This window comes from Myxococcus llanfairpwllgwyngyllgogerychwyrndrobwllllantysiliogogogochensis (genome assembly GCF_006636215.1).
In the GTDB taxonomy this organism is placed as follows: domain Bacteria; phylum Myxococcota; class Myxococcia; order Myxococcales; family Myxococcaceae; genus Myxococcus; species Myxococcus llanfairpwllgwyngyllgogerychwyrndrobwllllantysiliogogogochensis.
Genome location: NZ_VIFM01000013.1, coordinates 1 through 12,001 on the forward strand (window position 1 = coordinate 1; position 12,001 = coordinate 12,001).

Genomic DNA, 12,001 nt, shown 5'->3' on the forward strand with positions numbered 1-12,001 from the left:
CCTGGGCGGGCGGCGCGGCGGCGGGCTCGGGAGTCTCCGGCGCCTGGGCGAGCGCGGGCGCGGAGAGGGAGAGGATGAGGGCCAGGGACCAGCGACGCATGCGACCTCCGAGGACGGGCGGAGCGTAGCAGAGCCTGGGCACCGGGCGTCTGGGAGTCGGCTGTGGAAACCGGGCGTCCGGGCGGACGGACGTCACGTGCCACATAACATCCGTGCATGCGGAGTCAGACGTTGGTATTGGGGCGCCCCGATGCCTAAGCGTACCGATATCCGCAAGGTTCTGGTGATTGGCTCGGGCCCGATTGTCATCGGCCAGGCCGTCGAGTTCGACTACTCCGGTACTCAAGCCATCAAGGCTCTCCGGGATGAAGGCGTGGAGGTGGTGCTGCTCAACAGCAACCCCGCCACGGTGATGACCGACCCAGAATTCGCCTTTCGCACCTACATCGAGCCCATCACCGTGGAAGTGGCGGAGCGCATCCTCGCCGCCGAGCGGCCGGACTCGCTGCTGCCGACGATGGGAGGTCAGACGGCGCTCAACCTGGCCAAGGCCCTGGCCGAGCAGGGCATTCTGGAGAAGTACGGGGTGCGCCTGATTGGTGCCTCGCTGGAGGCCATCAACAAGGCGGAGGACCGGAAGCTCTTCAAGGCGGCCATGCAGAAGATCGGCGTGGCGCTGCCGAAGAGCGGCTACGCGACGACGCTGACGGAGGCGATGGCGCTGGTGGAGGAGATTGGCTTCCCGGCCATCATCCGTCCCTCGTTCACGCTCGGCGGCACCGGCGGTGGCATCGCCTACAACCGCGAGGAGTTCGAGAGCATCTGCCGCTCGGGCCTGAAGGCGAGCCCCAACTCCACCATCCTCGTGGAGGAGAGCGTGCTCGGCTGGAAGGAGTACGAGCTGGAGGTGGTCCGCGATACGGCGGACAACGTCATCATCGTCTGCTCGATTGAGAACCTGGACCCGATGGGCGTGCACACGGGTGACTCCATCACCGTGGCGCCCGCGCAGACGCTGACGGACCGCGAGTACCAGCGGATGCGGCAGGCGTCGCTGGCCATCATCCGGGAGATTGGCGTCGAGACGGGTGGCTCGAACATCCAGTTCGGCATCCATCCGAAAGATGGCCGCATGGTGGTCATCGAGATGAACCCGCGCGTGTCGCGCTCCAGCGCGCTGGCGTCGAAGGCGACGGGGTATCCCATCGCGAAGATCGCCGCGAAGCTGGCGCTGGGCTACACGCTGGACGAGCTGCGCAACGACATCACCCGTGACACGCCGGCCTCGTTCGAGCCGACGCTGGACTACGTGGTGGTGAAGATTCCGCGCTTCAACTTCGAGAAGTTCCCGCACGCGGACCGGACGCTGACCACGAGCATGCGCTCGGTGGGCGAGGTGATGGCCATTGGCCGGACCTTCCCCGAGGCGTACATGAAGGCGCTGCGCTCCATGGAGCTGGGGCGCGTGGGGCTGGAGCCGCCCGAGCTGCCCGTGGAGAAGGAGGAGCGCGAGAAGGTGCTGCGCGAGGCGCTGCGGATTCCGCGCCCGGAGCGGCCCTGGTTCGTGGCCCAGGCGTTCCGTGAGGGCCTGACGGTGGAGGACGTGAACGCGCTGTCCAACATCGACCCGTGGTTCCTGCGCTACATCGAGATGCTGGTTCGCGAGGGCCAGTCCATCCAGGAGTACGGCCGGTTGGATCAGCTCCCGGACGAGGTGCTCCGGCAGGCGAAGGCGCACGGCTTCTCCGACAAGTACCTGGGCAAGCTGCTCGGCTACCCGGAGGAGGAGGTGCGGGCGCACCGGCACGCGCGCAACATCCGTCCCGTGTTCAAGCGGGTGGACACGTGCGCCGCGGAGTTCGAGGCCTTCACGCCGTACCTGTACTCGACCTACGAGGAAGAGGACGAGGCGCCGCCGACGGACCGCCAGAAGGTGCTCATCCTGGGCAGCGGGCCCATCCGCATCGGTCAGGGCATCGAGTTCGACTACGCGTGCGTGCACGCGGCCTTCGCGCTGCGCGAGGCCGGGTACGAGACGGTGATGGTCAACTGCAACCCGGAGACGGTGTCCACGGACTACGACACGTCGGACCGGCTCTACTTCGAGCCGCTGACGATTGAAGACGTGCTGGAGGTCTCGCAGCGCGAGAAGCCGGTGGGCGCCATCGTCCAGTTCGGCGGCCAGACGCCGCTGCGCATCTCCGTGCCGCTGGAGAAGGCGGGCCTGCCGATTCTCGGCACGTCGCCGGACGCCATCGACCGGGCGGAGGACCGCGAGCGCTTCAGCACGCTCATCGAGAAGCTGGGGCTGACGCAGCCGGAGAACGGGGTGGCGCGCAGCCACGCGGAGGCGTTCAAGGTGGCCGAGCGCATCGGCTACCCGGTGATGGTGCGTCCCTCGTACGTGCTGGGTGGGCGCGCGATGGAGACGGTGTACGACGCGTCCAGCCTGGAGCGGTACATGCGCGAGGCGGTGAGTGCGTCGCCCGAGCATCCGGTGCTGATTGATCGCTTCCTGAAGGACGCGATTGAGGTGGACCTGGACCTGGTTGCGGACCGGACGGGTGCGGTGATGATTGGCGGAGTGCTGGAGCACATCCAGGAGGCGGGTGTGCACTCGGGTGACGCGGCGGCGACGCTGCCGCCGCACTCGCTGCCGCCGGACCTGGTGGAGCGGATGAAGGACCAGGCCATCGCGCTCGCGCGGGAGTTGGGCGTGGTGGGCCTGATGAACGTGCAGTTCGCCATCCAGGGGAAGACCATCTACATCCTGGAAGTGAACCCGCGTGCGAGCCGCACGGTGCCGTTCATCTCGAAGGCCACGGGTGTGGCGATGGCGAAGATCGCCGCGCTGTGCATGGTGGGCAAGACGCTGAAGGAGCTCAACGCGACGCAGGAGCCGGAGATGCGGCACGTGGCGGTGAAGGAGAGCGTGTTCCCCTTCGCGCGCTTCGCGGGCGTGGACGTGATTCTCGGGCCGGAGATGAAGTCCACGGGCGAGGTGATGGGGCTGGCGCAGGACTACGCGACGGCCTTCGCCAAGAGCCAGTTGGCGGCGGGGGTGAAGCTGCCCAAGAGCGGCAAGGTGTTCATCTCGGTCAAGGATGACGACAAGCCGGCGGTGGTGGACCTGGCGCGGCGGCTGCGGTCCATGGGCTTCTCGCTCATCGTGACGGCGGGGACGCACAAGTACCTGGCGACGAAGGGAATCGACGCGCAGGTGGTGCAGAAGGTGAAGGAGGGCCGGCCGAACATCGTCGACAAGATTGTCGACGGGGAGATTGTGTTGGTCATCAACACGACCTTCGGCAAGCAGGAGATCTCCGACAGCTTCTCCATCCGCCGTGAGGCATTGATGCACTCGGTGCCGTACTACACGACGGTGCAGGCGGCGCGCATGGCAGTGGGCGCGCTGGAGGCGCTCAAGCGCACGGACCTGGATGTGAAGCCGCTGCAGGAGTACCTGGGCATCACCAGCACGGTGCCGGGCAAGACTCGACGGTAGGACGCGCTTCGGGATGTTCCGAACGGCCCCGTTCCCCCGTGGGAGCGGGGCCGTTTGCGTGGATGCCTCCGCGCATCGGCTCTCCCAAGCGGGTTTTAAAGGCACGCGACAGGGGGACTGAGCGGAACCACTTCCCGTGGCTCCCGGGCGCGGCTACCGTTGACGCGTTGCTCCGTCCCCCGTCTGACGCCTCGTCCGAGGAGCCCGCCGCATGTCGTCGTCCTTGCCCCCCGCCTTCAATCCCGCGTCCGTGGACGTGGAGGGTTTCCACCGAGAGCTGAAGGCGTTGCGGCAGGAGCTCGACGCGAACCTGGGGGAAGCGGACGCGAAGCACCTTCGTAAAATCGAGCGCTGGGGCCGCGTGGGCACGCTGCTGGGCATCGCCACCTGCTGGCTGGCCCCCAATCCGTTCAGCGCCGCCGCGCTCAGCCTGGGCCGCTCGACACGCTGGCTCCTCATGCACCACGTGGGGCACAGGGGCTATGACCGCGTCCCGGGCCTTCCCGCGTCACGCACTGGCAAGGGCTTCGCCAAGGGCGGCCGGCGCTACCTCGACTGGCTCGACTGGATGCTGCCCGAGGCCTGGGTCTTCGAGCACAACGTCCTGCACCACTCGCACACCGGTGAAGACGCGGACCCGGACCTCCTGGAGCGCAACGCCGAAGGCACGCTGCGCAACCCGTCCCGGCTGCTAGCGCTGCGCTACATCCAGCTCACGCTGCTGGCGCTCACCTGGCGCGCCTCGTACTACGCCCCCGAGACGCTGAGCGCCCTGCGCCGCAAGGGCCGCCGTGACGGTGGGGCCCTCACGGGCGCCGAGTGGAAGGAACTCCTGCTCCAGTGCTACCTGCCGTATGCCGCCGTCCAGTTCGTACTCTTCCCCGCGCTGTTCCTCGTCATCGGCCCGTGGGCCGCGTTCAGCGCGTTCTGCAACTCGTTGATGGCGGACGTGCTCACCAGCGTCCACACCTTCCTGGTGGTCGGTCCCAACCACACCGGCGAGGACCTGTACCGCTTCGACGACAAGCCCGCGAACAAGGGCGAGCGCTACGTCCAGCAGGTCATCGGCAGCGCGAACTACCGGACGGGCGGAGACCTGAACGACTTCGCGCACCTGTGGCTCAACTACCAGATTGAACACCACATCTGGCCCGACCTGCCGATGCTCAAGTACCGCGAGGCGCAGCCGAAGGTCCGTGCCCTCTGCGAGAAGTACGGCATCCCCTACGTGCAGGAGAGTGTCTGGACGCGCGTGCGGAAGATGATCGACGTGGTGGTGGGCAAGGCCTCCATGCGGAAGCTCGCGCCTCGTGAGCGCTCGGAAGCGCCCGTTGACGCCGAGGAAGTGCTCCAGGCCCACGTGGCCTGAGTGCCGTGCCCGCCGCGTGTCAGCCCGGTGATGCGCGGCGCTGCCTGGGGAGCGTGCGCCGGACCAGGGTCTTCTCCGGCACGCTCTCTTTGTCCTCGCGGCTGAGGACCTCGACGTCGACGACTCGTGCGCCATCCGCGGAGGCAGGGGGGCCGAGCGTCACCACCAACACCCGGTACGCCTCCTCCAGCCGCTTGTGCAGTTTGATGAAGTTCACCTGCGCGGTGCCGGGCATGTCCTCGGTGTACGTGAAGTACCAGCGCAGCTCGTCCAGGTTGCTGTAGTACCGGTCGATGACGGCCTGTTCCTGCTCAGGAAGGTGGATGAGCTGCTCGAACGCGCCGTCGGCGTAGCGCGAGGCGATGGTGTCGAGCAGCGGCTCTCGACTGCGCAGGCGCGAGAAGAGGGCGAACATCTCGTCACGCCGAGCTTCCAGCCGGCGCATGATGCCGGCGGCGTCCATTGCAAGCAGGTTGCGGACGCGATCGGCTATTTCATCGGCCTTCTTGCGGCGAGCCATGGCCGCACAGCCTAGTCCCCCCGCCCGAGTCGAGCCAATGGGGGGCCGCTGGGTCAGTAGACTCGCAGGAGCCTGGGCTGACAGACGAAGCGCGGGTTGCGGAAGTCGATGACCTCGATTTCGCCCGTGGTCTCCTCGAAGCGGCCCGCCAGGAGGCCCGCGGCCACGGCTGAGGCGACGTAGAGGCTGTCCTGTCCCTTGAGCTCCTTGAGCTTGCGGAAGTAGACGACGCGCCCCTCGACGGACCAGAGCGTGTGGATGCCAGTGGCCTTCACGCCTCGCGCCCCATCGGGAGGAGCACCGAGCTTCGCGAGCGAGAAGGGCACGCCATTCAGCACGAAGGCGTCGTAGGCCGGATTGCCGCTCAGCGTCACGAGCTTCGCGTCACGCAAGGTGCCATCCGAGTCCTGATGCAACTCAAGGGTGACGATGAGCTTCGCCCCTCCACCGCCCGCGAGCTTCTGCATCTCGTCGCCCGCCTGGACGCGACCGCGCAGGCCCTCCATCGAATAGTCGCCGGAGGAGTCGCCCAATCGGTTCTGGAGGGCCTGGAGTTGCTCTGACCCGGTAGGAGCGTTGGGGGTGGGGCCGCCCGGGTTGCCCGTGGCTCCGTAGTTCTTCGATTGCGAGGCCCAGGAGGTCTTGGCCTGATGGAGCAGGCTCGTGCCCGGGAACACCGGAGCGTCCTCGAGGCCCTTCTCGAGCGCCTTGCGCAGTCGACTGAAGTACGGGTCGATCAACCCGTTCGCCACGCGCAGGGTGGCCTGTTGGTCGTCGATGACGCCTTGTACTCGGCCACTGACACGTCCGCGTTCCTCGGCGGCGAGGGCTTCGCGCGACGGGCCTGCGTCTCCGGGGCGAAGGGTGCGCCCGCTCTGAATGGGGATGCCCGAGGGCCTGGAGTCGCCTCCGGGCGTGAGAGGGGAGGGCAGGGGAAAGAGGTGGTCCGCCGGACGACGTGGACCGCGAGGAGCGGTCTCTCCGGCGAGCAAACCCATGGGGGTATCCGCGTGCCGAAATTCGGGCTCCTCGCGCGCGGCGACAGGAGGCGGGGTGTTGTGCGGAGCGGCACTGGCCTCCGTGGGGCCCATCGCGAGAGAGAGTGCCTCGGGTCGCGCATCGAGGGAGCCCTCGGATGGGGCTGTCGTCGGGGAGCCACGTGCAGCAGTCGGGTGGGACAACTCGTCCGGAGATACGGCCTCGGGCGCCTGCACTTGCCCCTCGGTCACGGCATCGGGCGGTGTGCCGGGCCGCGAGACGACGCTGTTCGATGCCGCTTCCGGGGGCTGGGCTGAGGCTTCAGCGTTCTCTCGAGCAGGAGGAGGGGGCTCGGCGGGCGGAGGCTTGATGGAGGGAAGGGAGGGCCGCTGTGGCGTCGTCGATGGGGGTTGGTTCGCGGGTGCGGGAGGCTCGGCTCGCGGTGCGGTGATGACCTCCACGAACACGGGAGGCGGGCGCGAGGGAGCCGGTGTGGGACGCACAGGCGGCGTCTCGTCCCAAAGCAGGGCGAGCAGGGCCGCGTGGATGACGAGTGAGACCAGGGCGGCCCACCCGAAGCGCCGAAACCGCTGCATCGCGACTCCCACATTCCCTGGCAAGGTCCACGGGTTGCCGCCGTGGGGGCTTCCAGAGCCGGCCCTCTGTCCTCGAAAGTCTACCCGGCTTCAATTCCCGGGTCGCGAGCCCTACGGAAGAGAGGCTTCGGGATTGCGTGCCCACGCGTTCCCGCGGACTGGAGTCGTGTGTTGCAGAACGCTTCCTGGCGTGACGCGTGGTTGTTAGGGCGTGCGGGAATCGTGGCGGGTTGATGGCCGACAGGTCGCGCTTTCGATTGAGGTCGTCGTGAGGGGCCCTGCTACGCTTGCGTCATGGTGCTCAAGATCGTCCAGGCAGGAGAACCCGTGCTTCGGCAGAAGGCGCGAGACCTGACGCCGGAGGAGATTGGCAGTCCCGAGATTCAGCGGCTCATCGTGTTGATGCGCGACACGATGCGAGATGCGCCAGGAGTAGGACTGGCTGCGCCGCAGGTCGGTGTGGGCCTGAGGCTGGTGGTTGTCGAGGACCGGGCCGAGTACCAGGCCGGTGTGTCGCCCTCGGACCTGTCGGACCGGGAGCGGACGCCGGTGCCATTCCACGTGCTCATCAATCCAAGGTTGACGGTGGAAGATGCGACGCCCGCCGAGTTTCATGAGGGCTGCCTGAGTGTCGCGGGCTTCGCGGCGCTCGTGGCTCGGGCGCGAGGCGTGCGGGTGGATGCGCTGGACGAGCAGGGCAGGCCGGTGACGATTCGGGCGACGGGGTGGTACGCGCGCATCCTCCAGCACGAGCTGGACCATCTGGATGGCACGCTCTACGTGGACCGGATGGAGACGCGCAGCTTCGCGACGGCGGAGAACCACCGGCGCTACTGGGCGGGGCGCACCACCGCCGACGTGCGGGCTGCACTCGGGCTGGCACCGGGGCGCGAGAAGTCGTCGACCTGAACGGCTTTCATTGGGGTGGGTGAGGCCCTCGGCCTGGGTGTGGGGTTGTCGCTGGCAGCAGGTTGCTCGTTGGCTCGGAGGAACACGGATGCCTGTCGCGCGCGAAGACGTCACCACGCCTGTCATTATCGGTCGCTCGAGTTCTCACTTCACACGCATCGCGCGGATGTTCGCCGCGGAGCTGCGTGTCGACTACTCCTTCCGTGTCCTGCGAGACCTCCTGTCCTCGAATCCGGAGGACTATGGGGGCAACCCCGCACTGCGGATTCCGGTCATGCAAACGTCCCGAGGTGTCTGGTTCGGGGCGCTCAACGTCTGCCGGGAGCTTCGTCGGATGTCGAGCCTCACGCCTCGCGTGGTCTGGCCCGAGGACCTGGAGGCGCCGGTGCTTGCGAATGCGCAGGAGCTTGTCCTTCAGGCCATGTCGACGGAAGTGACGTTGATCATGTCCAAGCTGGGGGGCACGGGAGAGAGTGCCCATCAGTCGAAGATGCGAACGGGGCTGGTCAGCATGATGTCGTGGCTGGAGGAGAACACGACGCCGGTGCTCGCCGCGCTTCCACCGGATCGGGACCTGAGCTTTCTGGAGGTCACGCTCTTCTGCCTCGTGAAGCACCTGGAGTTTCGGGAGGTCTTGCCGACGGCCTCCTACGAAGAACTCAACGCGTTCTGTCAGCGGTTCGAGACGCGAGCCTCCAGCCAGGAGACGACCTTTCGTTTCGACACGTGAGTTCGGCGTGCCTCAATCGAGGAAGCGACGCTCCCATCGAAGCAACTCGTCCGCGGGGAGTCCGAGGCTGTAGGGATGTTTCTCGTGAAAGAGCCAGGGCTCCAGGACGCGTGCCAGCTCGCGGTATGCGGGCAGGGTGTTGTCGTGCAGGGTGTCACCGGCCTCGGGCCAGGAGCCCAGGGTGATGATGGCGCTGTCTCCGGGAAGGGCGTCGACGGTGGTGCCTGGCGCGCGGAGTTGCTCACGGAGTGCCGACACGCCACCAAGGCCCGCGAGTGCCGGCTGGCCGAGGAAGGTGAGCCAGGAAGGTCCTCGCACGCGGGTGCCGAGCTCCCAGGAGACGTGCTCTAGGGGAAGCAGGTCGAGCCCTGGGTAGCGAAAGCACCCCTTGCGGACCTCGGCCACCATCCCGGCGACATCGAGTTCACCATTGAAGGCGAGGCCCACATGCCCCGAGCAGAACGGCAGGAGGTTCGCGAGCTTGAGCGCCAGTTCTCGCACTTCGGCGGGACCGTGCTGCTCCAGGTATTCGGTCGGAAGCCAGCAGCGCATCGCGCAGACAGGGTGGCGTTTTTCAGGGCCTAGCGTGGCGTCGTGCGGTTTGCCGAAGTACTCGAACCGGTATTGATAGCGTCCGTCTTCAGAATCGTGCAGCAGGAGCAGCGGCGCTTTTCGTTCGAGCAGCTTCGCGCGGACGAATGACCACTCCTGTTCTGTCAGGTCAATCCATTCGCCATCCTCGCTGGCATATCTCCCGATGGCGTTGGGGCCGACCGCCTGCAGATACGCCTCCATTGCCGCGACGACCGCTTGAGCAATCTCCTGATGAGGGTGGTCCATGAAGAAAACGAGGCTCAACCCTTCGCGCACCAGAAGGAGCTCGCCATATGTGAGGCGAATCCGCGGGTAATGATCACTCATGGCAGAATTCCCCAGCGAGGAAGGACTCGTGCGGCAGGGGCACCCAAGGCTTCCTCATAAATCGCCTTCTGAGTCAATTCTTCGTATTCGTGGCCTACGGGGTACTCGCTCCACGGTGTCACGTTCGTTGCGATGCAGGGAAACTTGAAGTCGTAGATGGCATGGGCGCTGAGTGGATCTCCGTTGTGGATGACGAGATCGGGAACCAGTGTTCCCTTCAGCTCATTGCCGCAGCCCGATTTGAGGAGACCGCGAGCTTCTTCCTCGCTGACCATCGCGAGAGCCCTGCGTGATCTGTCGTAACGGTAGCGCTGCTCGCGGCTGAAGCCTCCTGGGATGATTTTCTCCAGCGCCGCTTCACTACAATCGAGTGCCACGCGATGCATGAGGCACCCGAGCTGCATGGCCAGGGTCATGCGGCGGTTGGATGCTTCGTCGATGCGCGACTCATTGCACTCGTTGCGAGTGGGGGCCCGACCTCCCCGGTGTTCGAGAAGCACGGAAGAGCGAGCCTGGTCCGCGCACTCCTTGAGGCGCTCCTCGATGAGCGCCTGAGTGGCGGAGTCGAGCACGCGAATCGCGGCGGCGGCGGTCCGGGTGGCGGAGGCCATGGCCTGAATCGGCCGGACAGGAGGGACGACCGTTTCCTCACCAGCGATGCGCGCGCACAGCTCCGGCCGCTGTCGGCAACTGTTGGATGCCGAGTCGAACTCGTAGCGCCCTGTCGACGTGCGCTCAGGCGTGCCCGCGCAGGCCGCGAGCGGCAGCGCCCAGGCCCACATCCTTCGCCGTCGTCGGGATCGCTCCATCCGTGATCCTCCTTCCTCACCCATCATGACGCGGATGACACCCACGCCCCAACGTGGGTTGCGACCAGGGGGCAGTCACGCCATAAACATGGCGATGCTCACCGAGGTCCAGGCAGGCCCCTATACCGTCCGAGGCATCTCTGTCGGCGGCGTCTACACCTCCCTCCAGGTCCCCGAGTTGGACGTGGTGCTCGACGCGGGCATCCCCATCCGCTCCTTCGCGGGCACCGACCGCATCTTCCTCAGTCATGCCCACCCGGACCACGCCAGCGGGCTCGGCTCTCTGATGGGCATCCGTCGGCTGCTAGGGAAGGGCGAACCTCAAGTCTTCCTCCCCGCCGAAATCGAGGCCCCCATCCGTGAGGCCCTCGGCGTGCTCACCCGCCTCCATCACACGTCCATGGATGTGCGGACCGTCCCCATGCTCCCCGGTGACGTCCAGCCGCTCGGGCAGGGGCTTCACGTCCGCGCCTTCCGCACGCACCACCCCGTCCCTTCGCTCGGCTACCAGTTCATCCGCCGCGTCTCCAAGCTGCGCCCCGAGTTCCTCGGCCTGCCACCGCAGGAAATCGCCCAGCGTCGCAGGGCCGGCGAGAACCTCCTCACCGAGGTGGACCACCTGGAGCTGGCCTACGCCACCGACACGCTCGCCCGCGTGCTGGAGACCGAGCCGTCCCTGTTCGACTCGCGCGTCCTCATCCTCGAAGCCACCTTCGTCGACCCGAAGCGCCCCGTGCAGGACGCGAGAGACCGCGCCCACCTCCACCTCGACGAACTCATCGCCCAGGCCGATCGCTTCCACAACGAAGCCATCGTCCTCATGCACTTCAGCCAGTCACTCGGCCCACAGGAAGTGCACGCCCTGATTCGCGAGCGCCTCCCGCCCACGCTCGCCGAGCGCGTGCGTGTCTTCGCCCCAGAGTCCGGTCGTTGGTTCGGTTGAGCCTCGCGTTACAAACTCAGTCGGGCCTCAGTGCTTCCAGCTCCGCGAGCACCGCACGCAGCTCCGGCGCCTCCAGCGCCTTCTCCACCGACGCGAAGAACTCCGACAGGTCTCCTGCTCCCTGGTACTCGTAGACGCACGCCTGGAGGCCCATCTCCAGCCGGTCCACCTGCCGCACCAGCCGTCCCTCGAACGAGCTGCCCTGCTCGTACTCGTCCCACAGCGCCAGGTACTCCGCGCCCCGCGGTAGCTTGCCCACGAGCTGCTCCATCGCCCGGCGCTCCATCGCGTGCTTGTCCTCGCGTCCCACTCCGTCATGGGGCGTGAGGTCGCCGACATACGCCTCGCCGAGGTCATGCAACAGGGCAATGCGCATCGCCCGCCCCGCGTCCGCTTCCGGGAAGTGACTGTCCACGATGAACAGCGAGAGCAGCGCGACGAACAGCGAGTGCTCGGCCACGCTCTCGCATCGCTCCGGCGCAATCCCCACACGCAACCATCCCTGACGGAAGAGCTGCTTCAGGTGATTCAGCTCGAAGTACGTCTCGATGATCGGGAGCGTCTTGCGCCCTCCGAGCAGGGCGATGGGTGGCGAGCTCTTCGTCTTCATGCGTCCCTCCACGCTACACCCACGGGCCCGCGCACTCCCGTACTCCAGGTGAGGCTGAGTGGCCTCGCATGGCCCTCCCGGTGCGCATTTCAGGGGCCTGCGTGATTTCAC

Annotated in this window: 10 protein-coding genes; 5 read left to right on the forward strand and 5 right to left on the reverse strand. The window is 66.9% G+C overall.

All coding sequences use genetic code 11. The features are described from left to right. Positions 1–250: 250 nt before the first annotated feature. Positions 251–3,505, forward strand: coding sequence for a carbamoyl-phosphate synthase large subunit (gene carB, locus FJV41_RS04975; RefSeq protein ID WP_141641247.1), 3,255 nt, complete (start codon positions 251–253; stop codon positions 3,503–3,505). Positions 3,506–3,716: 211 nt separating this feature from the next. After that, positions 3,717–4,874: a fatty acid desaturase family protein gene (locus FJV41_RS04980; RefSeq protein WP_141641248.1), complete on the forward strand. Its 1,158-nt coding sequence runs from the start codon at positions 3,717–3,719 to the stop codon at positions 4,872–4,874. A 19-nt stretch (positions 4,875–4,893) separates the two neighbouring features. Here the strand turns inward: FJV41_RS04980 and FJV41_RS04985 are convergent, their stop codons facing one another. Then, positions 4,894–5,394 (reverse strand): hypothetical protein, encoded by a 501-nt coding sequence (locus tag FJV41_RS04985; RefSeq protein ID WP_141641249.1) that lies wholly within the window; start codon positions 5,392–5,394, stop codon positions 4,894–4,896. Positions 5,395–5,447: 53 nt separating this feature from the next. After that, positions 5,448–6,392 carry an energy transducer TonB gene (locus FJV41_RS04990; protein WP_246137001.1) on the reverse strand — a complete coding sequence of 315 codons (945 nt, stop codon included), beginning with the start codon at positions 6,390–6,392 and terminating at the stop codon, positions 5,448–5,450. An 870-nt stretch (positions 6,393–7,262) separates the two neighbouring features. Between FJV41_RS04990 and def the strand changes: the two genes are divergently transcribed. Together def and FJV41_RS05000 are read left to right on the forward strand one after the other, a co-directional pair. Beyond that, the gene (def, locus tag FJV41_RS04995; RefSeq protein WP_141641250.1) at positions 7,263–7,877 is read left to right on the forward strand and encodes a peptide deformylase; all 615 of its coding nucleotides are present in this window, start codon (positions 7,263–7,265) and stop codon (positions 7,875–7,877) included. 88 nt (positions 7,878–7,965) lie between these two features. Then, on the forward strand, positions 7,966–8,607 hold the full coding sequence (locus FJV41_RS05000; RefSeq protein WP_141641251.1) for a glutathione S-transferase N-terminal domain-containing protein: 642 nt from the start codon (positions 7,966–7,968) through the stop codon (positions 8,605–8,607). A 12-nt stretch (positions 8,608–8,619) separates the two neighbouring features. On the opposite strand, the gene FJV41_RS05005 is transcribed toward FJV41_RS05000, so the two are convergent. Both FJV41_RS05005 and FJV41_RS05010 read right to left on the reverse strand, forming a co-directional pair. Continuing rightward, positions 8,620–9,477: a DUF3396 domain-containing protein gene (locus tag FJV41_RS05005; RefSeq protein WP_246137002.1), complete on the reverse strand. Its 858-nt coding sequence runs from the start codon at positions 9,475–9,477 to the stop codon at positions 8,620–8,622. Between the two features lie 47 nt (positions 9,478–9,524). Then, positions 9,525–10,382, reverse strand: coding sequence for a hypothetical protein (locus tag FJV41_RS05010; RefSeq protein ID WP_220137831.1), 858 nt, complete (start codon positions 10,380–10,382; stop codon positions 9,525–9,527). Between the two features lie 49 nt (positions 10,383–10,431). Here FJV41_RS05010 and FJV41_RS05015 point away from each other — a divergent pair, with 49 nt between their 5' ends. Continuing rightward, positions 10,432–11,280: an MBL fold metallo-hydrolase gene (locus tag FJV41_RS05015; RefSeq protein ID WP_141641298.1), complete on the forward strand. Its 849-nt coding sequence runs from the start codon at positions 10,432–10,434 to the stop codon at positions 11,278–11,280. 16 nt (positions 11,281–11,296) lie between these two features. Here FJV41_RS05015 and FJV41_RS05020 read toward each other — a convergent pair whose 3' ends face one another. Beyond that, positions 11,297–11,890, reverse strand: a complete 594-nt coding sequence (locus tag FJV41_RS05020) for an HD domain-containing protein (protein ID WP_141641254.1) — start codon at positions 11,888–11,890, stop codon at positions 11,297–11,299. Positions 11,891–12,001 lie beyond the last annotated feature (111 nt).